Raw genomic sequence first — 21,718 nt, 5'->3', positions numbered from 1 at the left:
ATATATTGTGGCTATTTACCAATAAAACACTACTTTTAAAAGGCTCGTTGTCATGGTTATAATCTACTTTATGGATAAACATGAAAATATGTAAAATGCGAATACTATTAGTGTATAGATAGTATTAATTGCTCGGAGGTTAATAATATGACAACATTGCCAAATTGCCCTAAATGTAATTCTGAATACACATATGAAGATGGTCCGCTTTTAGTTTGTCCGGAATGCGGGCATGAGTGGACGTTAGAATCTGAAAGTGAAGATGTGAAAGTGTATAAAGATGCTAACGGGAATATTTTAAATGATGGTGACACTGTTACTGTTATCAAAGATTTAAAAGTAAAAGGAAGCTCCTCGGTTTTGAAACAAGGTACTAAGGTGAAGAATATTCGTCTCGTGGATGCTGATCATGACATTGATTGTAAAATCGATGGCTTCGGACCAATGAAATTAAAATCAGAATTTGTTAAGAAAATCTAAATAATCTTTTTAAAAAGGCGTTCAACAAAATATTTGTTGAACGCCTTTTTGCTGTGATTAATGTTGAAAAGTGAGAAAATAGTAGGTCTTTTAACACGTTATGTCATGTAAATGTAATATTTATAAAGATACTTATGAATTTAGTAGCAAAAAATGTAAATAAAAATATACAGATAACAAATTTTAACATAATCTTATATATTCTGTAACTTTATTCCAATAATTAACATGTATACTTTATGATAGTTAAACTATTTTAGGGAGTGGATGAATTGAAAGCGGTTAACAAAAAGGTTTTATCTGTATTTATAGCGCTATGTTTGCTTATTGGTTTAAGTACCGGTTTTCTATCTCTTGAAAAAAAAGAACATGCCGAAGCGGCAGGAAAGAAAAAAACAGAAGTTAAAAATATCATTTTTATGGTGGGGGATGGAATGGGAGTCCCATTTTTAGCTGCTCACAGATATATGAAAGATAATCCAAACACAAAAATAATCGAAAACACAACATTTGATTCATATTTGGTAGGCATGCAAACTACGTATGCTGATGATGAGGAACAAAACATTACTGACTCTGCTTCAGCAGCAACAGCTATGTCTTCAGGTGTTAAAACATACAATGCAGCAATCGCTGTAGATGTTCATCAAAATGAAGTTAAAACGGTCCTGGAAGAAGCTAAAGCGCTTGGGAAATCAACCGGACTTGTAGCTACATCCGAATTAACACATGCAACACCAGCATCTTTTGGAGCCCATGATATTTCCAGGCATAATATGAATCAGATTGCCGATGATTATTTTGATGAAATGATTAATGGAAAACATAAAGTGGATGTTATGTTAGGTGGCGGACTAAAGAATTTTGTACGCACTGATCGTGATCTAACAGAAGAATTCCAAAATAAAGGATATAGTTACGTTACAAATAAAAACGAAATGAGTTCGGATAAAAATAAACAGATTCTAGGGTTGTTTGCGGATGGTGGCCTTCCAAAAATGATCGATCGTACTAAAGAAATCCCATCATTAAAAGAAATGACAAATGTTGCAATAAATAAATTAAATAAAAATAAAGATGGATTTTTCTTATTGGTAGAAGGGTCGCAAATTGACTGGGCTGCGCATGATAACGATATTGTAGGTACAATGAGCGAAATGGAGGATTTTGAACAAGCATTTAAAGCTGTAATAGAATTTGCTAAAAAAGATAAGGAAACTTTGGTTGTCCTTACTTCAGACCATTCAACTGGTGGATATACTATGGGAGCAAACGGAGAATATAATTGGTTTCCTGAACCGGTCCAAAGCGCAAAAAGAACCCCAGACTTCATGGCAGCAGAAATAGCAGCCGGTAAATCTGTTGAAGAAACACTAAATAAGCATAGTGGCTTAGAACTAACGAGTGAAGAGCTAGATACGGTAGTGATAGCTGCTGAACCGATTGACGGTGTAAAAGACGTTACAAAAATTGATAATGCGATTGAGAACATTTATAATGCACGTTCAAATTCAGGTTGGACAACAAGCGGACACACTGGGGACGATGTGGCAGTCTTTGCATATGGACCTAAAAAAGATAGATTTAGTGGTTTAATAGATAACACAGACCAAGCAAAATTTATTTTTGATATTCTAGAAGAAAACAGTCCATACCTACCGCTGACAATCGAAGATGTATCCAGTAAGTCTACCAAAATAAAAGGAATGACTGCACCTGGAGCTACCATTTCTGTTAAAGTAGGAAAAGAGACAATTGGTTCTGGAAAAGCTAATGAAAATGGAGAATTTATAATTAATATCAAGAATCAAAAGGCTGGTAAAGAATTAACAGTATTAGCGAAGAATAAAGATAAAAGCAGCAAGGTTGTTAAATTACTCGTAAAATAATTACAAAAAAGACATTGCGATTTTGTGCAATGTCTTTCTTGTTTTTAGGAATGTTTTTATATTAGCGTTTAATTAGTTGGTTAAAAGAAAAATTATTAAAAGGAGAATTCTCAAAAGAAGATTAGAGTTTATATTTTACATTCAAAGAAATAGTCATTATAATCTAAATGGAATGCTAAAAGCTGCAGAGCAAGTGTGTGGCAGGTGGATTTTTGAATGTTTTGTTTTCGCCACCCATCCCTTTATAAGGGGTGGGTGTTTTTTATTTTGGCCAGCTTCAGCTCCTAGGTCCTCGAGACATAAGTGTAGCTGCTGCAGGAGAGAGAAAAACGCTCTCCTTACGCACCTCCTCTTATGCTTGTCGGAGGGCTACAGGATGTAGGTCACGAAGACGTTGCCACAGGACGTGGCGTATTTAGTCTTTGTTCCTTGAGTTTCAGCTTTTTTATGCAATCCAGCTTCAGGGCCTAGGAGCTCGGGACATAGCAAAGCCACTACGGGGATGAAACTCCCTCTGTGCCTTTGTCTTATACTCCTCGCGGGCCTACAGGATGTAGGTCATGAAGACGTTGCCACAGGACGTGGCGTTCTTAGTCTTCGTTCCTTGAGTTTTAGCTTTATATGCAATCTAGCTTCAACGGCTAGAAACTCAGGACATAAGCATAGCCTCTACGGGGGATGAACCTCCCCTTCGAGTCTCTTTCTTATGCTCCTCGTTTCTGAGCGAGCCGTTTCAGCTTTTTATTTTAGGAGGTTTTTATGGGGATTTGGAGATATGCTTTACTTGTTTTTTTAGGCGGTTGTTCGTATGGGGTGGTTTCTACTTTTGTGAAACTTGCCTATGGGGAAGGGTTCACTCAGGGTGAAATTACAGGTAGTCAGTATTTGTTGGGTGCTGTTATGCTGTGGATTGTAGCATTATTTGTACCTAAGGTTAAGTTGTCAGGTAAGCAAATAATAATTTTATTAATCAGCGGCTTCCCAATGGGACTGACGGGAATCTTTTATAATAAATCGCTGACCTATGTAGATGCATCGTTTGCCATCATTTTGCTTTTGCAATTTACATGGATTAGTTTTGTATTACAATATATTTTCGATAAAAAGGCTCCTGGTAAGAAAAATATTATTGCCACTGTGATCATTTTATTAGGATCCATTCTTGCATCAGGTATCTTGGCAAGTAATGGCGAAGTTTCATTAGTGGGTATAGTTTGGGGACTCCTATCTGCGACATCATTTGCCTCTTTCATTGTAGTAAGTGGACGCAGCAATATCGAAATTCATCCTATTTATAAGAGTGCATTTATGACAACGGGGGCAGCGTTACTCATTTTAATCGTATTCCCGCCAGTATTCCTTCTAAATGGTACATTGATGGATGGCTTATTTATATATAGTATAGTTGCAGGTTTATGTGCTTCCTTAATTCCTCCTATATTCTTTAATATAGGTATGCCTAAGATAGGAAGTGGGCTCGGGACTATCTTAAGTGCTTCAGAATTGCCTATGGCTGTATTAATGTCTGCTCTTGTGCTTAATGAAGTAGTAACTGGAGCACAATGGATAGGCGTAATTATTATTTTATGCGGAATTGCTTATCCGAATATGAGGATGCGGTGGAACCGTGAAATTCAAAATGAACCGATTGAATTGTAATATTAATTTTTTGTACAATAAAGATTTACTTAGTTCAATTTAGAGGCTGCCGACAATGTCGACAGTCTTTTTTTTTGTAGATATTGCTTAGCACGAAAACTTCCGGGACTTTAAAGCAGGAGAACTTCCTCGGTGTCGTCAATTAAAATATGGTTTCATCCTGATTGCTTAATTTAATAAAAAAAGGGAAAAAAATAATAATTAGTATAGCAATTGTTCCGCTTAAATAACCCAACCCCAATATAAAACCTCTATCTTTAAAAGATACATATTGCTTGTTTTTGCAGCTTGGACAATCCTTTCCTTCCTTAGTAAAGCCGAGTGACCAAATGTCTTTAACTTTCCACTTGAAATTACAGTGTGTACACCTTGCCAACAATCCATCAACCCCATCTCTATTCTTTGTTGGATTACAGGGAATTTCTGTATTTCATTTTACCATCAAATCAAAATTATTGGGAAAGTAGGAAGGTTAGAAAATAACCGTATAAGATTATACCTGCGAGAAAGTAAAGGAAATAGACTTTTGCTTAAATAATAAAATAACCCAAACCTTTTTCAATATTCAAACATATATTTGAATGATAAGTAGAAGGGATATATAATATAATCAAACGAAGGTTTGAATGAAGAGGGTGAAATAATGAGTAAAAAGGATACATGTGATGTATACGGGTTTGATCAAACTAAGGTTGATCGCATAAGGACAGATATACAAAGAGAAAATTTGTCCAGCGTTGCTCAATTATTCAAAGCGCTAGCTGATGAGAATAGAGCGAAAATAACGTATGCTTTATGCCAGGATGAAGAGCTATGTGTTTGTGATATAGCGAATATTATTGGTTCATCAGTTGCGACTGCTTCTCACCATCTAAGGACTCTTTATAAACAAGACATTGTTAAATATCGAAAAGAGGGCAAATTAGCTCTATATTCATTGGATGATGAACATATTAAACAAATCATCATGATTGCCTTAACGCACAAGAAAGAGGTGAAATGAAATGAATGAACATGTAAAAACAGATCAAAAAACATACCGTATTGAAGGGTTGAGTTGTGCTAATTGTGCCAATATATTTGAGAACAATGTAAAAAATCTAGATGGAGTCAAAGAAGCTAAGGTGAATTTCGGAGCATCCAAGATTTATGTGCAAGGCTCAGCTACAATTGAAGATATAGAAAAAGCGGGTGCTTTTGAGCATTTAAAAATACGAGATGAAAAAGAGAAAAAAATCGAAAAGACTCCGTTTTGGAAACAGAAAGAAACCTACAAAGTTTATATCTCAGCTATATTAATAGTGATTAGCTGGTTTTTAGGCCAGATATATGGTGAAGATCAGATAATTCCTACAATTGGATATGGAGCAGCGATTTTAATAGGTGGTTATACCCTTTTTATAAACGGCCTGAAAAATTTAGGGAAATTAACCTTTGACATGAATACCTTGATGACCATTGCCATTATTGGTGCAGCGTTGATTGGGGAGTGGAGTGAAGGAGCTACTGTAGTTGTCCTTTTTGCCATTAGTGAAGCATTGGAGCGTTATTCAATGGATAAAGCGCGACAATCGATTGAATCTTTAATGGATATTGCTCCGAAAGAAGCCTTGATTAGGCGTGGGCATCATGAAATTATGGTGGATGTCGAAAATATTGTGATCGGTGACGTCATGATTGTAAAGCCGGGACAAAAAATAGCAATGGACGGTAAAGTGATAAAAGGAACGTCAACTTTAAATCAGGCAGCCATTACGGGTGAAAGTGTTCCGGTTTTTAAAGCCATCGATGATGATGTGTATGCGGGTACATTAAATGAAGAGGGATTGCTCGAAGTAGAGGTTACAAAACGAGTAGAAGATACAACATTATCTAAAATCATTCATTTAGTAGAAGAGGCTCAAGCGGAAAAAGCTCCTTCACAAGCTTTTGTAGATAAATTTGCTAAGTATTACACCCCTGCAATCATCGTGATTGCGTTCTTAATTGCCATTGTACCTCCATTATTTTTCGGTGCGGAGTGGAGTGCTTGGATTTATCAAGGGTTGGCTGCTTTAGTGGTAGGCTGTCCATGTGCTTTGGTTGTATCTACACCGGTTGCTATTGTAACAGCCATAGGGAATGCTGCTAAAAATGGTGTTTTGATTAAAGGTGGTATTCATCTTGAAGAAGCTGGACATTTAAATGCAATAGCCTTCGATAAAACAGGTACCCTTACAAAAGGTATCCCTACTGTAACAGATTATATCGCCTTTGCTGAAAATAAAAATGAGTTATTCATGATTGCTGCTGCAATAGAAAATGGTTCACAGCATCCATTGGCCTCAGCGGTAACAAAAAAAGCTGAAGAAATGGGTCTGAGTTATAAAGATATAATCGTGGATGAATTTCAATCCATTACAGGTAAGGGAATAAAGGCTAGCGTTAATAAAGAAACGTATTATGTAGGAAGCTTGCACTTATTTGAAGATTTGTTAATGGATCAGATTAAAACAGAGCAAAGGAATCAGATTCAGTCACTTCAAACCCAAGGTAAAACGATGATGATTCTTGGTACGGAAAAAGAAATATTAGCTATCATTGCAGTGGCTGATGAAGTGAGGGAATCCTCTAAAGAGGTTATTAAGAAGCTTCATCAAATTGGAATACAAAAAACGATTATGCTCACAGGAGATAATGAAGGAACAGCAGCAGCAATTGGTCATGAAGTTGGTGTTTCAGATATAAAGGCTGACTTACTACCAGAGGATAAATTAAACTATATTAAAAATCTCCGTAAAAGTAATTTGCGTGTAGCTATGATTGGAGATGGAATTAATGATGCTCCTGCTCTGGCTGCAGCTAATATTGGAGTTGCTATGGGCGGTGCTGGAACAGACACAGCCTTGGAAACAGCTGATATAGCTTTAATGTCTGATGATTTAAGTAAATTGCCATATACAATTAAGTTAAGTCGTAAGGCGCTGACCATCATCAAACAAAACATCACCTTCTCATTGGCAATTAAAGCGATCGCCCTATTGTTAGTCATTCCAGGCTGGTTAACATTATGGATTGCTATCTTTGCTGATATGGGTGCGACGTTAATCGTAACATTAAATAGTTTAAGATTGTTGAGGGTGAAAGAATAGAGATGATGCAGGAAGCAATTTGCTTCCTGTTTTTTTATATAAAAGGATTTTGTAATTGATATAGAGAAATTGTAAGAAGAAGGGGATTATATATTATGAATCAGATAAATAAAATTGAAGCAGTTTTTATTGATCGAGACGGAACAATAGGTGGAGATGATACGATTCATTATCCGGGTAAATTTGAGTGTTTTCCCTTTACGCATTCTTGTATCGAGCAGTTAAAAAGAAATAATATAAAAGTTTTCTCATTTACAAATCAGCCAGGGGTTTCTAGAGGAATGGCAACCGAGCAAGATTTTATCGATGAGTTAAAAGGCTTTGGTTTCGATAATGTTTTAATATGTCCTCATTCTCCGGAAGATGGATGTAAGTGCAGAAAGCCAGGGATAGGAATGTTATTGAAGGCTGCTTCTAAACATCTATTAAACTTAGAAAATTGCATTGTGATTGGGGATAGATGGAGTGATATGGCAGCAGCTAAACAGGCAAATTGTTTAAAAATACTTGTAAAAACGGGATCAGGACATGCAACATTATTGAAACATCAGAAAAAAATTAAGAGAATGACAATAGAGTATATTGCTGAAGATTTAAAGGATGCTGTGCAATGGATTTTCCAATCACTAATTAATCAAGAGGAGGATAAAATAGTTGGAAATTTATCAGGCCACTCTAAAGAATCGTGAAGGGGTTAGCCAATTATTTAATTCGTATCGAGAATTTTATCATCAACCAAGTGATTTTGATGGTGCAATGACTTTTATTAGTGAGCGCTTAGAAAAGAGGGATTCAATTATTTTTGTGGCTGTGAATCATAAAAGGTATGTGGGATTTATACAGCTTTACCCGTCGTTCTCCTCTATTGCCATGAAACGAACTTGGATACTTAATGATTTGTATGTTATACAAGAAGCAAGACGAGAGGGAATTGGACAGCTGTTAATGGATGCAGCTATTAACTTATGCACGGAAACGGGGGCAAAATCATTATCCCTTCAAACAGCACCTGACAATGAACAAGCGCGAAGACTGTATAAAAATAATGGTTTTACTTTAGATAATGAGTATGACTCATTTATTAGGTATTTTAGATAATAATGAACAGAATGATTAATGTAAAGGAGGATATTTTAGGTGGGGAATAAATATGCCTATTATTATACGACGCTAATAGGTAAAGTAGGAATCGCAGAAGATGGGATCGGGATTACAGATGTGTTTTTAGGTGAAAAGCCAATAAAAGCTGAGATTAAGGAAACACAGTTAATTAAAGAAACTGTTATGCAACTGGAGGAATATTTTAAAGGGGAACGGCAACAATTTTCTGTAAAACTGAATCCTCATGGTACTCCATTTCAACAGAGTGTATGGAAGGAATTATTGCAGATTCCTTATGGAGAGACAAGAAGCTATAAACAGGTGGCAGAGAGGATAGGGAATCCTAGTGCCTCTCGAGCAGTAGGAATGGCGAATAATAAGAATCCGATTTTTATTATCGTTCCCTGCCACCGTGTAATCGGTGCTACTGGAAAATTGGTCGGTTATGGGGGTGGACTTGATATAAAAGAGAAGCTTTTGGGACTGGAGTTTGAACGGATTACAAATTAAAGGTGATTCGAGCAGATCGCATTGATTCGTTTAGAATCAGTTTTATTTTGGCTTATAAACGGTCTTTGATAGTCTATAATGAAGTATATCTAATTGCATGAAAGAGACAATAAGGAGTCAGAAATGGAGAAACAATATTTTTTGATTGGTGAAGTGTCAAAGCTTACAAATACATCCGTTCAAACACTACGGTTTTACGATAAGATTGGCTTATTTAAACCTTCCTATACCGATCCTGATAACCAATACCGATATTATAGCAATACGCAGCTGTTTTATTTGGATATCATTAAATCACTGAAGCATGTCGGAGTCCCGTTGAGTGAGATAAAATCTGTATTACAGTTATCAGCGGGGGAGATGGCTGAATTTTTAGATGCGCAGGAAAGTAAAATTGAGCAGCAGCTGCGTCGGCTGGAGGATGTTAAGGCCATTCTGCGTTATAAGAAGAAGCAAATACTAAATCAACCCTCTCCTGAACAATTAGAAAAAGTGTATATAAAAAAATATGATAAACAGCGTATTCTTACTTATAATCAGGCACCTTCATCTGCCACTATTATTCCAGTAAAAGAATACGGCCATTTAATGAAAGTATTAGAAGACCATGGGACGGTATTTGATAGTGTCTATTGTGCGACGTATCCATTGAAAAAATATGATTCTATGCTAGATTGGCAATATACATCTATCTTTACACCAGTTCTCACGGACGAGGAAATCACGGTCTCAAATAAATATATGGAGATTGGTGAATTACCTGCCGGTGAATACGTATGTATTGCCTTCCATTCAGCAGAAGGAGTATATGAATCCTCTTATGAGACGCTTTATTCTTATATTATAAACAGAAAAATACCAACTGAAAAAATCGTCTATGAGTTGTATATGCCTTTTACCGATACGGCAGTCAATGAAGATGATTTTATCGTTGAATTGAAAGTACGAATAAAATCTACTTGACCCTATAGTAACTATAGGGTTTATTTTTATTAGTAGGAATTATAAACTAGTATACAAGAAAAGGAGTAAAACGATGTCAGGCAGCAAGAATCAGAATAAAGTACTTATCCTTTTATTAAGTAATATGTTTATTGCATTTTTAGGGATTGGCCTTGTAATACCAGTTATGCCTACACTTATGCGAGAACTTAACCTCGATGGCATGATTATGGGCTACCTCGTTTCAGCGTTTGCGGTCGCACAGCTCATTTTCTCACCATTTGCAGGGAAATGGGTGGATTTATACGGACGTAAGCGTATGATTATAATCGGTATGTTTTTATTTGGCATATCAGAGTTGATATTCGGTTTGGGAGAACAGGTATGGGTACTGTTCCTGTCCAGAATTTTAGGTGGAGTTAGTGCGGCATTTATTATGCCTGCAGTAACAGCATTTATCGCAGATATTACCACAATGAAGGAACGTCCAAGAGCATTGGGGTATTTATCAGCAGCAATTAATACAGGCTTTATCATTGGACCGGGAATTGGTGGTTTCTTAGCGGATATAGGTACGCGAGTGCCTTTTTATTTCGCCGCTGGACTAGGGATTTTCGCGGGAATCTTCTCCATTTTAATGTTGAAGGAACCTGAGCGCACAGTAGAAACGAATTCTTCAAAAGAAGTACCTGGCAAGAAAGGATATCATAAGCTATTTACGATTATTTACCTTATTCCGTTCCTAATTATCTTATCATCTTCACTTGGTCTATCTACCTTTGAATCTATGTATAGCTTATTCGTTGATCAAAAATATGGCTTCACTGCTAAAGATATAGCGATGCTCATTACGGTTAGTGCCATATTAGGAGTCATCGCACAAGTATTTTTATTCGAGAGAATTACAAGAGTAATCGGGGAAATATGGCTGGTTAAGCTATGTTTACTGGTAGGAGCTGTTTTTGCGTTCCTTTTAACAAGAGCATCCGCTTATTGGAGCGTGTTGGCGGTAACGTTTTTGGTATTCCTTGCTTTTGACTTAATCAGACCGGCAATAACGACTTATCTATCTCGTATAGCCGGAAAAGATCAGGGATTTGTCAGTGGTATGAACTCAGCATTCACGAGTGTTGGGAATAGTATCGGACCGGCAATTGGCGGGATTTTATTTGTTATTGATCTGATCTACCCATATATTTTTGCGGCTATATTATTGGGAATTAGCTTGCTGATTTCCTTTGTATGGCGTGAAAGGACAACGGAAGTCCAGTCATAGATTGATTGTATTAGAGGCAAACCAGCTGTGTTTTTTTGCGCGGCTGGTTTTATTTTTAAAGTACTTATGGGCAATATCACTGTATTGATTTTCTTAAAACTCATTTTTCTATCTCCTTCAGCATATAATCGTGTAGTGAAGGAGGTCCGTCCAATAATCGGACAAGCATTTTTGAGGTATTATAAAGAGACATAGATAGTAATCGACGTTTCAGTTCAATCGTAAGATTAAGATATAAACTTTTTCAAACGTGATTCACAGAGAGTTTGTCCCTGAATAAAAGCTATACCCTGTCTATTAACCTGTAACCAGATTTATTAAATTCGCAAAGGAGTAAGCGATAGATGAAACTAAAAATTCGATTAGCCAAGGATTCAGAAACCATGGAGATTATCGAACTATTAAAAGGGGCTGCGTCATGGCTCAAATCTGAGGAAATTGATCAATGGTCTTATTTATTGTCCGGAGGAGAGGATCTCGATATAGAGCGTGCTATTCTCAACAATGAGACCTATGTAGCAAAGTATGAAAATAATCTGATAGGGACCTTTACTTTATCATCTGTTCAAAGTGAATGGGATCTCGATTTATGGGGGAATCAAGAGGATAGTTCCATATATTTACATCGCCTTGCTGTAAATAATGAATATAGAGGGCAGGGACTGGGGTGTGATAAATAATTCGGTGGATTGAAGAGATATTTTCCGGTCGATATATGTATTTAAGACTAGATTGTGTGTCCAATAACCCCAGACTTAACCAGTTTTATCAGGATTGTAGATTCAAATTGGCTGGATCCACCGAAGAATTTAATAAATATGAAAAATGTATTTAAAAAGGTAAATCAAGAGGAAGCAGTAAAAAGGATTGATAATAAAAGATATTTAGATTTAAAAAAGTTTAAGTATCAAATGTTTGAAGAAATGGTTACGGAATATAGAAATGTTAAGTAATGAGTGAACGTATTAATAAGACATTTTTCTGGAAACTAGCCAACTAAAAAAGGACACCCAAATAGGTATCCTTTGAAAAGTTATTACTACCACGGAAATATGAGATAACACAAACATGCAATTATAGCTAAAACTAAGTTATAGAATATGTATTTATATTTTTTTTGTAGTACAGATATAATTGTTGAAATAATAGCAACTACCACTGCCATAGGAATAGTGAATAAAAATACGCCAAGAAAAAAAGTATCGATATAAACTAGAACAGTAAGTATGGCAGTGATGCTTGTCCATAGGATTGGATTTTTAAGCATAATTTAATCCTCCTCGTATAACTTGGTAATTATTATTTCAATATAATATAATATCGAAAACATTACTTCAATAGATTTTTGAAACCAATTTAAAGCTATTTCGTTATATACTACATACAATAATCTATACATAAACAGATATAGAAAAAGAAGGGCACCAATAAATAATAGGATTGAAAACATAATTATTATGCCCCCTTAACAGCAGAATCACTTCTCTTCGATATTCCATAGATGATACCGACAAGTCAGGAAAGAAAGGGAGTCAAATACGTATCGTGATTTACTCATAGGTTGCATAAATTTCCTTGGATTTATATCTGCTGAGTTGACATCCTATAATGATAATAATGATAGACACCAGCAGTAATTTGGAAATATACATCTATATGTTTTTCTTCCTAGCCTATATTATAGGAGAGGCTAAGGGCATTTATTTTACTTTCTCCTAGCTTTATGTTGATATTGTATAATGAAGATTACTATGATTGTCCAAAGAAGGAATATTATGATAGTGCTTTAAAGGTATTTCTGATTGGTCATAACACATAACTGATACATAGAAAGGATGGTCCAATTGGAGTCTTGGATAATGGACTTGATGAATCAATTTGGTTATTGGGGAGTGTTTCTCCTAATTGCTTTAGAAAATGTATTTCCTCCTATTCCGTCTGAAGTGATTTTAACGTTTGGAGGATATATGACACATGAAACTCAGTTAACGGTAGTTGGTGTCATATTGGTATCTACAATAGGTTCGGTTTCCGGTGCAATCATTTTATATTTCATTGGCCGATTGCTTGATGTCAGTCGTTTGGAAAAAATAATTGATCGGTATGGGAAGATCCTTCGTCTTACAAAAGAAGACATTTATAAGGCTGATGCCTGGTTTGATAAGTATGGTATTTGGACAGTCTTATTCTGCCGTCTAATTCCCTTAATTCGGAGCCTAATTTCTATTCCTGCAGGGATGTCCAATATGAATTTTCCATTATTCATTTTGTTTACAACAATAGGGACAGTTGTCTGGAATACCATCCTGGTCAACCTGGGAGCAAGTGTGGGAGAAAATTGGCATGAGATTGTAAACTATATGGACACTTTCTCAAATGTAATCTATGTCATACTCATTGTGCTATTTATCCTGTGTATTGTTTGGTATATTCGAAAAAGAAAAGAACGGAAGTAAACTTGAAAAGCCCTTATTCTCCAGATGAAATGGAGGACAAGGGCTTTTATTATTTGTTTGGCATATAGTTTGTTAAAAATGAACTAACTTTTTCTTCATACAATGCTGGATTTATATCATAGGCATTGCCATGCTCTGCTTTCGGTACTGAATAGAGGTCTTTTTCTGATGGAGTAGCCTCATAAAGCTCATGTACCATTTCAACTGGAACAAAGGTATCAGCTTCACCATGGATATAGAGGATGGGTAAATTTGTCTTCTTGACCTGCTCGATAGCTGAAGCTTCTCCAAAAGAGTACCCTGCCCGGATTTTTGTTAACAAACTAGTAGTTTGGATAATTGGGAAGCTTGGAAGATGATACATTCTTTTCAATTGATAGGATAGAACATCTTTGGCAGACGTATATCCGCAATCGGCAATAATTGCTTTTACTTGATTTGTCAGCTCTTCGCCGCTTGTCATTAAGACAGTAGATGCCCCCATCGAAACACCATGCAGGGCGATGTTTGAATCTTCTCCTTTACGATCGATTATATAATCAATCCATTGAAGATAATCCTTGCGCTCTGGCCAACCAAAACCAATATAATCCCCTTCGCTAGCACCATGTCCACGCGCATCCGGCATAAGCACATTATAATTTAAAGTTTCATGATAATATTTTGCGTATGCAGCCATATTCTTAGCCTTGCCTGCGTATCCATGCGCAATAATAACGGTTTGAATGGTTGGTTCATTAGCTTCCAAATAATAGCCTTTTAATTTCAGACCATCCATAGAAGTGATTGATACAGTCTCAAAGTTTGATTTGCTCATCCATGAAAGTGCCTGTTCCAGTAGAGAGTTGTCGGTTGAGACATCTAAATCTGGATTATCATCTAGAAAATCCTTATCAGAACGATAAACGGCTACTTTATAAAAGTAGAAGCTGGCTGCAGTCAGAATGGCTAGTATGAGTATGGTGATAATCGCAATCCACTTTTTCATAGTCCACATCCTTCTTCTAAGTTGTCATAACAACTATCATACATCGAAAGATGACTTTTTGGTATAAGGTTTCTTTATCTATAATTACCTCAATTATCTATAATGCAGTAAGGATTATGTACCAGTGCGCGACTGAATAAGTGGAAGACCTGTTTGAAGGAAAAAATTGAACGTTATCACAGATAGTAGATGTTAAATTTTCCATAAATAAAATGTTCAAACAACCTGTTAAAATATAGATATACAATTTACAAGTCAAATAGGATTTTATAAAGGAACTGACAATGACTCATACAGATAAATACCAACTACGACTTAAAGAATACTTAAAGCAAGCTGGCAATCCTTTGCTTATCAAATTACTCATCAATGGTTTAACAGTAGAAATGACATATCAAAATGGACTTCTTAATAAGGTAATCATGGTTGAAAACCATTTTGAAGTGGATGTAACTCAAGTGGTTCGAATCAGTGTAGATGTCCCTGACAAGATTTTGTTTAAGGGATTATTAAAGGTGAGGGCACATGTCATTCACACCTTCTCGGATTTTGAAAAGTTGAATCGAAATGGCCTGTATTTACATCATAAAGATTTAACGAAAAAAATACTCCAGCAGCAGATGGATTATGAGCAAAGAAAGCTAAGGGTCATTGTTTCAAATATTGTTGATATATTCGGCTTGGATAATGACAGTGGTTATAATGAGATTGAACAGGTAGAGTTTCTAAAGAATCAAGGATTTCACGTGGTCTATTATGAGCAAATTGAAAATAGTATTGAAGGAATTCATTTATTTTACGAGACTTTTATGGAGTATCACCGTCAAGAGATAGGCTATTCCGTATCAGGTCTGCAAATACTTTCTGCTGATTCACATGACTGCAACGAAGGGTTCATATTACCTTTTTCATCTGATGAAGCAATTTTAACAGTTGATGATATTTGTCCTGAGGTAATTCCATCTGGAAGGATTGAGCCTATTGTCAGAATAAAAGCGATTGATCTAGCAGGAGAACGTTATTATTCCCTTCGGATGCATGGATTCTCTTTAATCAAGTTAATGGATATTCGAATTGGCGACCAGGTTTTGATGTCGGATGTACAAACTATTATAGGGGTGGAAATAGAAAAACGGACAGGTACAGAAACTTGCTTTGTCCTACCTGAATTTTGCCCTAATTGTGGGGATAAAGTAAAGAATGATGGTGAGCAACTATATTGTACAAATAGCGATTGCAGGAATAAACCGGTATTCAATCGAGAGCAGCATGGAATAAAAGGTAAGACTGTGGTTATAACTGGTACACTTTCAATAAGAAGATATGATTTCAGGAAATTAATTGAACAAGCTGGTGGAGTACTGGCGGGAGCGGTTACGAACCAAACAGATTACTTATTAATGGGGTCAAAAGGGGTAGGGACAGTCAAATATAGAAAGGCAAAATCTCTTAAAGTGCCTATTATAACGGAAGAACAATTTAGATTGATGATTGAATAGGTGAGGGACCAATGAAGCTCATTGGTCTCCTTTATTAATTTATGCGAAGGTTTGAGTGATTTTTCTGGAATAACCAAGAGTGTAAACGCGGATATAGGATAATTCCAGCTATTGATAAAGGCAACCATAATAGAGCATAGGGTACACAAATTTGTCCATAAAGATTAAAAGGAAGGGCACTATAATCCCATATAGATAGCTTTAGCCATATATTTAAAATAAGACCGGCGCATAGCTCTAGGAAGGTCACTAAAAGAGTACCTGCCAAAGCTTTCAGATACAGCGGGATCTTAATTAGAGTCAGGAACCCAAACAGAGTAAAGCAAATACCACCAAGCACCCCCATTGTCCAATGAGTATGTCCCCTCCATATTAGCTCTACTAACAAATAAAGAGCGCCGCCAATAATCCCGAGGTGTAAGGTTTTCATGAGAGTAAAAAACATTTGGACGCCTCCTGAGAAGAAGTTTATATAAGCTACAAGATTATTGGTCTTTTCGTGCTTCATCAGCTGTGTCCAAACGCGTAGAACCATTATTATGTAGTGCTTGATCACGGTCAGATTCAACGCGCTTGCTGTTTCTCAGCTTCTTTTCTTGTCGGTCTTTACCCATATTACTCACTCCTTTTCGTGGATTAAGCTTAGGGTAACCTTTCTTTGGTTTTTCATTACTATTTTTAAAGGGAAAATATACAAGTACAAGTTAGGAGAAATCGTAGGAATAGGGATCGCTAATTTTTATAAAAAAAGATAGGATTCTTGGGTTATCTCCAAGAATCCTATCCGAGGTAATTATTAAATAAATAATCCTACAATTGTAGCAGACAAGATAGATGCCATTGTAGCTACGATGAATAGTTTGAAACCAAATGCGCTTACTTCTTTTGCTTTTGCACCATTGATCGCTTGGATAGATCCGCTAATGATACCAATAGAAGAGAAGTTAGCAAATGAAATTAAGAATGTGGAAATAACAGCAACTGCTTTCTCAGACATGTCAGCCATTAAAGGTTGGAATTGTAAAATCGCAGCAAATTCGTTTGCTAACAATTTTGTACCCATTACAGATCCAGCTGTGATCATTTCGCTTGCTGGAATACCCATAATGAAAGCGATTGGAGATAAGAGATATCCTACAATTGTAGTTAAATCAACTCCAACAATTCCGCCAACAATACCATTTAAAAGTCCTAGGATTGCTAAATATGCAACTAGCATTACAGCAACAATTACGACTACTTTTCCACCGTCTAATGCTCCGGCACCAATGGCTTCAAATACATTTTTTGTTTGAACCATATCGTTAATATCGATTTCAGTATCTTCCTTCGTTGCTTTAACTGGTGTCATGATGGAAGTAATGATTAATGCACTGAACATATTAAGGAAAATAGCGATTAATACAAATTTCGCAGGCAGCATTGTCATATAGGATGCAATCAACGCTGCAGATACGCTTGCCATTGCTGATGTTGAAACAATAAATAGTCTGTTTGAATTTAGCTTACCAATTTGACTTTTAATTGCAAGAATTGCTTCTGATTGACCGAAAAATATAGAGTTAACAGCATTGAAGCTTTCTACTTGAGGTAAACCAGTGATTTTTGAAATAAGTCCGCCAATATATTTGATAATATAAGGAAGAATTTTGTAATGTGTAAGTACAGATAATAATGCAGATGTAAAAATAACAGGCATTAAGACATTTACAAAGAATGGAGAACCTCCTTCAGGAATCCATCCACCAATTACGAATTCGATACCTTCCTGGGAGTAACTTAATAATTTATTGAACGCTCCAGCCACTGCATCAACTACCTTTAAACCGACAGTTGTACCTAGTAATAAGAAAGTTAGAACTAACTGGAAGCCAATCATGATGGCAACAGCTTTAAAATTGATATTCTTTTTATCATTGGAAAATAAATAGGAAATTCCTATTAGCAATGCGATTCCGAGAATACCGAGAATAATGCTCATTAAAAAAACCTCTCAATCTTTTTATTTATATACAATCATTTTGCTCAATGGCAATAAAAATAACCATCAGCCTTGAAGAATTATACTTATATAACAAACTGACTTACAAGGACATATGTCCCAATAATGACTTTAAAATAAATATAAAAATTTTCTAAAAAGTGAGACCGATGATGGAAAATGCTTTGAATCATGTAAAAGAGGTAGAAGTCATTTATAATAAATTTATAAATAGCATCGAGGAGAGAGGGCATTACATGATTAAATTAATAGCAACAGATATGGACGGCACATTTTTAGATGATCATAACCAATTCCCTGAGGATTTTTATGAAGTTTTTTATAAATTAAAAAAGAAAGGGATTATTTTTGGAGCAGCCAGTGGGCGTCAATATTATAATCTTGTAGAGAGATTTCATGATATAAAAGAACAAATGCTATTTATTGCTGAGAATGGAACATATGTTGTATATAAAGGGGAAGAGTTATATTCTCATACACTAAACCTTGAAGAGGCAAGAAAATTTATAAAAATAGCAAGAACCATTGAGGGAGTACATATCGTCCTTTGTGGGAAAAAAGCAGCCTATATTGAAAGGTCGGAACCAGAGGCACTTGCAGAAGTAAATAAATATTATGCCCGATGTGATTTGGTTGAAGATTTAATGCTTGTAGAAGATGAGATTTTAAAGGTAAGCCTTCTTGATTTCAAGGGGGCTGAGCAAAACAGTGCAACCTTCTTTACTTCATTTAAAAAGGATTATCAAGTGACGATCGGTGGCTATTTTTGGATGGATATTATGAATGCGGGTGCCAATAAAGGCATCGCCATAAAGCGAGTACAAGAGCTTTTAAATATACACCATAATGAAACAATGGTATTCGGTGATTATTTAAATGACCTTGAAATGATGCAAAGTGCTTATTATAGCTTTGCGATGGGAAATGCCCATGATCAAATAAAGGACATAGCCAGATTTGAAACAAAAACAAATAATCAGTCAGGCGTGATCGAAACGATTAAAGAACATATACTGATTGCATAATAATTTGATAGATTTAAAGTAGAGTGACTTTGGTAGAAAAGGTCACTCTTATTTTGGTTGGAAATGATTATATATTTACCATCTCAAATATAAAAGCTATACTTCTACTCGTAATTCGTGATGGAATAGGGAAGATTACTGACAAACGAAGGTTAAATAATTGAAGGTGAAACATCTGATGCAAAAAGCTGAAAGAGAGAAGTTCATTTTAAAGTATCTAAAAAAATATGATATGTGCGAGATTTTTTCTGGCATTGATTTAAATGATATTGATGTTGTGCAAATAAAAAAAGGACAGTTGATTTGTTCTAAAGGCGATGAAATCAATGATATGTATTTTCTCGTTGAAGGAAAAGTTAAAATATATACCATAACCCCTGATGATAAACGCTTAATATTGCGGTTCCAAAAATCATTAGGAATTATTGGCGATATTGAATATATACAAGGTACGCTTGTACTTCATACGATTGAAGCTAGTACTGATTGTCTAGTGTTAAAAATACCGTTTCATACCATTAGACATACTGTAGGTAATGACGCAAGGTTTCTGTCATTTTTACTAGACGTGGTTACACGTAGATTTCGTGCTAAAACTGATGCAGCAACATTAAATCTTTTATATCCTGTTGAAGTGAGATTAGCTAGTTTTTTATTATCAACAACTACAGATGGTGAGCGTCCGGTTTATCATGAAGAAGCTGTAGGTTCAAGTTTAAAGGATATTGCGGATATGGTTGGAACAAGCTACCGACATTTAAACCGTATAATAAAAACCCTTTGCAATGAGGATATAATCAGTAGATCGAATGGTAAATTATTTGTTAAGGATCTCAATAGGCTAAAGGAAATAGCAAAAAATAATATTTATGAATAATAAGTGAAGAGTATATTCAAATGAAATATACTCTTTTTTATTTTTGAAAAGCATACATAAACATAAACAGGGAAACCTTGAAGCTTTAGCGTTAAGTAAAGATCGTGTGTATAATACCGAACATTTTTCCAGGAAGCAATAGCAAAAAACGCCGTAATACTAACCGATTTAATGGAAGAGGAAGATTTAATAGGCCACAAATGAATACTCATATATTCGAACGGCTAATAAAGCCGGCCCTTCTGCATCAAGGACAGTATAGAAGAAATATTAGAGCACATACTAAAATAAAATGGGTAATTACCTTATGTAGTGGAGGTAGGAATGATGACTGTTAAAGCAACAGTAAGGATATGCCTGGCAAATCTTGAAGGAATTGAAGCTAGTCTATCAATTTTAGCGTTAAATACAGAACAAAAAGAGACTGCTGCGGATTTGCATCAGGCAATGTTGCTTGTTGGAGAGATTGTTACAGATATTAAAAAAAGAGTCGAAATATTAACAAGCTAAACTCTTTATCATTCGGAGGATGTGTATTGGAAATGCCAGAATGGTTAGATGTCATAGTAAGATCCGTTCTTTTTTTACTAATTTTATTCTTCATCACCAAAATACTCGGGAAAAAGCAAATAGCCCAGTTATCCATGTTTGAATATGTCACAGGAATAACAATAGGAAATATTGGAGCTGAAGTTGTGACAGGCCTGGATCAAAAAATCCATCTGGGAATCATTGCGATTGTTGCAACAGCAGCTGTTCCTTATGTATCAGGCCGGATCACTCTAAAAAGCAAGAAGTTGCGTGACTTTGTTGATGGCAATGGTACTGTTTTAATGCAGGATGGTAAGGTTTTGGAAGGTAATTTAAAGAAAGAGAAAGTTACTACTGATGAATTACTAGAGATGTGTCGTAAGAATGGTGTTTTTGATATTTCAGAAGTAGATTATGCTGTATTAGAGGCAAACGGAGTATTGAATGTCCTATTGAAAAAAGAAAATAGACCATTAACAGCAAAAGACTTGAATATGAAGGTTCCAAAGGAAAGAGAGCCACAAACGGTTATAATGGATGGAGTAATCTTATCTGAACCACTTATACGGATTGGCAAAAATCAGTCATGGCTGAACAATGAATTAGCTAAAATGAATGTGACATTGGATAATGTATTCATCGGACAAGTAAATACATATGGTGAACTAACAGTCGATTTGTTCGACGATAAGATTCGTGTTCCATCTCCTCAGGAAAGACCCCTATTATATGCCACGATGAAAAAATGCCAGGCAGATTTAGAATTATTAGCACTATCATCAGATGACAATGAAGCAAAACAGATGTATCTAAAAAATAGTAAAAAAATGCAGAAAGCAATTAAAAAGGTCGCCTATATATTAAAGCATTAAGGACAAGGGACATCCAAAACGGAAGTCCCTTGTTTTATTTTTGATATATTTTACAATAAATGTGAAGGGGGAGGGTATTGATGCAAGTAGTAACTAACGAATTAGCAAAGTGGGTTGAAGAAGTTGAAACTGACGCATTCTATTCGAGATTATCAAGAATAGAAAAAATTCCGGATAATCCTATGGGTATAGAAATACGGAAGTTCGGTAATGCGATAGCTTTTGTGGCTCAAAATATCCCAGGTCCAGCATTTAACAAAATAAAAGGAATAATGGATAAAGATATTCCTTTATTGAATGAATTGATCCAATTATACAACGATAAAGGGGTTCCAGCGAGATTTGAAATTACCCCTGCACATGCAACATCCATTCTTTATTCGGCCCTTGCAAACCTTGGCTATTTACACACCGATTTTTTAACCAATCTGTATGCTGATCCACAAAAAAGCTATTAATAGATGGAGATGAAAATTCATC

General features: G+C 35.6%; 22 protein-coding genes and 1 pseudogene. 19 read left to right on the top strand and 4 right to left on the bottom strand.

Annotated features, from left to right (window positions below):
- Nucleotides 1–147 precede the first annotated feature (147 nt).
- From AC4G3N_RS14050 to AC4G3N_RS13990, 13 genes and pseudogenes are all read left to right on the top strand, one after another.
- The gene (locus tag AC4G3N_RS14050; protein WP_066102117.1) at nt 148–480 is read left to right on the top strand and encodes a zinc ribbon domain-containing protein YjdM; all 333 of its coding nucleotides are present in this window, start codon (nt 148–150) and stop codon (nt 478–480) included.
- Between the two features lie 272 nt (nt 481–752).
- A pseudogene (locus AC4G3N_RS14045) lies at nt 753–2,126 on the top strand (alkaline phosphatase); the annotation flags it as partial.
- The gene (locus tag AC4G3N_RS14040) at nt 2,103–2,369 is read left to right on the top strand and encodes an Ig-like domain-containing protein (RefSeq protein WP_257468990.1); all 267 of its coding nucleotides are present in this window, start codon (nt 2,103–2,105) and stop codon (nt 2,367–2,369) included. The pseudogene AC4G3N_RS14045 and the gene AC4G3N_RS14040, both read left to right, overlap by 24 nt.
- Nucleotides 2,370–3,128: 759 nt before the next feature.
- Complete coding sequence (locus AC4G3N_RS14035) at nt 3,129–4,028, top strand: EamA family transporter (protein WP_066102108.1); 900 nt, start codon at nt 3,129–3,131, stop codon at nt 4,026–4,028.
- Nucleotides 4,029–4,671: 643 nt separating this feature from the next.
- Nucleotides 4,672–5,031: an ArsR/SmtB family transcription factor gene (locus tag AC4G3N_RS14030; RefSeq protein WP_066102105.1), complete on the top strand. Its 360-nt coding sequence runs from the start codon at nt 4,672–4,674 to the stop codon at nt 5,029–5,031.
- Nucleotide 5,032: 1 nt separating this feature from the next.
- Nucleotides 5,033–7,159 carry a heavy metal translocating P-type ATPase gene (locus AC4G3N_RS14025; protein ID WP_491090363.1) on the top strand — a complete coding sequence of 709 codons (2,127 nt, stop codon included), beginning with the start codon at nt 5,033–5,035 and terminating at the stop codon, nt 7,157–7,159.
- Nucleotides 7,160–7,263: 104 nt separating this feature from the next.
- Entirely contained in the window at nt 7,264–7,848 is a 585-nt protein-coding gene (locus tag AC4G3N_RS14020) for an HAD-IIIA family hydrolase (RefSeq protein WP_490559016.1), read from the top strand.
- On the top strand, nt 7,814–8,257 hold the full coding sequence (locus tag AC4G3N_RS14015; RefSeq protein WP_066102099.1) for a GNAT family N-acetyltransferase: 444 nt from the start codon (nt 7,814–7,816) through the stop codon (nt 8,255–8,257). The genes AC4G3N_RS14020 and AC4G3N_RS14015 overlap by 35 nt, the downstream gene beginning before the upstream one ends.
- 39 nt (nt 8,258–8,296) lie before the next feature.
- The gene (locus AC4G3N_RS14010) at nt 8,297–8,770 is read left to right on the top strand and encodes a methylated-DNA--[protein]-cysteine S-methyltransferase (RefSeq protein ID WP_066102096.1); all 474 of its coding nucleotides are present in this window, start codon (nt 8,297–8,299) and stop codon (nt 8,768–8,770) included.
- A gap of 123 nt (nt 8,771–8,893) precedes the next feature.
- Nucleotides 8,894–9,733 (top strand): MerR family transcriptional regulator, encoded by an 840-nt coding sequence (locus AC4G3N_RS14005; RefSeq protein WP_066102093.1) that lies wholly within the window; start codon nt 8,894–8,896, stop codon nt 9,731–9,733.
- Nucleotides 9,734–9,806: 73 nt separating this feature from the next.
- On the top strand, nt 9,807–10,988 hold the full coding sequence (locus tag AC4G3N_RS14000) for an MFS transporter (protein ID WP_491090360.1): 1,182 nt from the start codon (nt 9,807–9,809) through the stop codon (nt 10,986–10,988).
- Nucleotides 10,989–11,332: 344 nt separating this feature from the next.
- On the top strand, nt 11,333–11,668 hold the full coding sequence (locus AC4G3N_RS13995) for a GNAT family N-acetyltransferase (RefSeq protein WP_491090359.1): 336 nt from the start codon (nt 11,333–11,335) through the stop codon (nt 11,666–11,668).
- Nucleotides 11,669–12,832: 1,164 nt separating this feature from the next.
- Nucleotides 12,833–13,444, top strand: coding sequence for a DedA family protein (locus tag AC4G3N_RS13990; protein WP_066102076.1), 612 nt, complete (start codon nt 12,833–12,835; stop codon nt 13,442–13,444).
- Nucleotides 13,445–13,493: 49 nt separating this feature from the next.
- Here AC4G3N_RS13990 and AC4G3N_RS13985 read toward each other — a convergent pair whose 3' ends face one another.
- Entirely contained in the window at nt 13,494–14,432 is a 939-nt protein-coding gene (locus AC4G3N_RS13985; protein WP_491090358.1) for an alpha/beta hydrolase, read from the bottom strand.
- Nucleotides 14,433–14,716: 284 nt separating this feature from the next.
- On the opposite strand from AC4G3N_RS13985, the gene AC4G3N_RS13980 reads away from it, so the two are divergent.
- Nucleotides 14,717–15,931 (top strand): BRCT domain-containing protein, encoded by a 1,215-nt coding sequence (locus tag AC4G3N_RS13980; protein ID WP_491090357.1) that lies wholly within the window; start codon nt 14,717–14,719, stop codon nt 15,929–15,931.
- A gap of 34 nt (nt 15,932–15,965) precedes the next feature.
- Here the strand turns inward: AC4G3N_RS13980 and AC4G3N_RS13975 are convergent, their stop codons facing one another.
- The 3 genes from AC4G3N_RS13975 to AC4G3N_RS13965 form a co-directional block, all read right to left on the bottom strand.
- Complete coding sequence (locus tag AC4G3N_RS13975; RefSeq protein WP_066102067.1) at nt 15,966–16,376, bottom strand: putative ABC transporter permease; 411 nt, start codon at nt 16,374–16,376, stop codon at nt 15,966–15,968.
- 40 nt (nt 16,377–16,416) lie between these two features.
- Entirely contained in the window at nt 16,417–16,545 is a 129-nt protein-coding gene (locus tag AC4G3N_RS13970; protein WP_066102064.1) for a YpzI family protein, read from the bottom strand.
- Nucleotides 16,546–16,727: 182 nt separating this feature from the next.
- Entirely contained in the window at nt 16,728–17,912 is a 1,185-nt protein-coding gene (locus AC4G3N_RS13965) for a NupC/NupG family nucleoside CNT transporter (RefSeq protein ID WP_066102060.1), read from the bottom strand.
- A 257-nt stretch (nt 17,913–18,169) separates the two neighbouring features.
- Between AC4G3N_RS13965 and AC4G3N_RS13960 the strand changes: the two genes are divergently transcribed.
- The 5 genes from AC4G3N_RS13960 to AC4G3N_RS13940 all read left to right on the top strand — a co-directional run bounded on the left by AC4G3N_RS13960 (nt 18,170) and on the right by AC4G3N_RS13940 (nt 21,696).
- Nucleotides 18,170–18,958, top strand: a complete 789-nt coding sequence (locus AC4G3N_RS13960; protein WP_066102422.1) for an HAD family hydrolase — start codon at nt 18,170–18,172, stop codon at nt 18,956–18,958.
- 178 nt (nt 18,959–19,136) lie between these two features.
- Entirely contained in the window at nt 19,137–19,835 is a 699-nt protein-coding gene (locus AC4G3N_RS13955; RefSeq protein WP_066102056.1) for a Crp/Fnr family transcriptional regulator, read from the top strand.
- Nucleotides 19,836–20,159: 324 nt separating this feature from the next.
- Complete coding sequence (locus AC4G3N_RS13950) at nt 20,160–20,345, top strand: DUF1657 domain-containing protein (protein ID WP_225983653.1); 186 nt, start codon at nt 20,160–20,162, stop codon at nt 20,343–20,345.
- Between the two features lie 32 nt (nt 20,346–20,377).
- Entirely contained in the window at nt 20,378–21,238 is an 861-nt protein-coding gene (locus AC4G3N_RS13945; RefSeq protein ID WP_139891580.1) for a DUF421 domain-containing protein, read from the top strand.
- Nucleotides 21,239–21,318: 80 nt separating this feature from the next.
- Nucleotides 21,319–21,696 carry a hypothetical protein gene (locus tag AC4G3N_RS13940; protein WP_491090356.1) on the top strand — a complete coding sequence of 126 codons (378 nt, stop codon included), beginning with the start codon at nt 21,319–21,321 and terminating at the stop codon, nt 21,694–21,696.
- Nucleotides 21,697–21,718 lie beyond the last annotated feature (22 nt).

This window comes from Bacillus sp. z50 (genome assembly GCF_058313585.1).
This window is presented reverse-complemented; position numbering and strand designations above follow the sequence as displayed.

Coding starts and splice junctions, on each gene's coding strand:
- AC4G3N_RS14050 (WP_066102117.1), top strand. CDS start 148: ATGACAACATTGCCAAATTGCCCTAAATGTAATTCTGAATACACATAT.
- AC4G3N_RS14035 (WP_066102108.1), top strand. CDS start 3,129: ATGGGGATTTGGAGATATGCTTTACTTGTTTTTTTAGGCGGTTGTTCG.
- AC4G3N_RS14030 (WP_066102105.1), top strand. CDS start 4,672: ATGAGTAAAAAGGATACATGTGATGTATACGGGTTTGATCAAACTAAG.
- AC4G3N_RS14025 (WP_491090363.1), top strand. CDS start 5,033: ATGAATGAACATGTAAAAACAGATCAAAAAACATACCGTATTGAAGGG.
- AC4G3N_RS14005 (WP_066102093.1), top strand. CDS start 8,894: ATGGAGAAACAATATTTTTTGATTGGTGAAGTGTCAAAGCTTACAAAT.
- AC4G3N_RS14000 (WP_491090360.1), top strand. CDS start 9,807: ATGTCAGGCAGCAAGAATCAGAATAAAGTACTTATCCTTTTATTAAGT.
- AC4G3N_RS13995 (WP_491090359.1), top strand. CDS start 11,333: ATGAAACTAAAAATTCGATTAGCCAAGGATTCAGAAACCATGGAGATT.
- AC4G3N_RS13985 (WP_491090358.1), bottom strand. CDS start 14,432: ATGAAAAAGTGGATTGCGATTATCACCATACTCATACTAGCCATTCTG.
- AC4G3N_RS13980 (WP_491090357.1), top strand. CDS start 14,717: ATGACTCATACAGATAAATACCAACTACGACTTAAAGAATACTTAAAG.
- AC4G3N_RS13975 (WP_066102067.1), bottom strand. CDS start 16,376: ATGTTTTTTACTCTCATGAAAACCTTACACCTCGGGATTATTGGCGGC.
- AC4G3N_RS13970 (WP_066102064.1), bottom strand. CDS start 16,545: ATGGGTAAAGACCGACAAGAAAAGAAGCTGAGAAACAGCAAGCGCGTT.
- AC4G3N_RS13965 (WP_066102060.1), bottom strand. CDS start 17,912: ATGAGCATTATTCTCGGTATTCTCGGAATCGCATTGCTAATAGGAATT.
- AC4G3N_RS13960 (WP_066102422.1), top strand. CDS start 18,170: ATGATTAAATTAATAGCAACAGATATGGACGGCACATTTTTAGATGAT.
- AC4G3N_RS13955 (WP_066102056.1), top strand. CDS start 19,137: ATGCAAAAAGCTGAAAGAGAGAAGTTCATTTTAAAGTATCTAAAAAAA.
- AC4G3N_RS13950 (WP_225983653.1), top strand. CDS start 20,160: ATGATGACTGTTAAAGCAACAGTAAGGATATGCCTGGCAAATCTTGAA.
- AC4G3N_RS13945 (WP_139891580.1), top strand. CDS start 20,378: ATGCCAGAATGGTTAGATGTCATAGTAAGATCCGTTCTTTTTTTACTA.
- AC4G3N_RS13940 (WP_491090356.1), top strand. CDS start 21,319: ATGCAAGTAGTAACTAACGAATTAGCAAAGTGGGTTGAAGAAGTTGAA.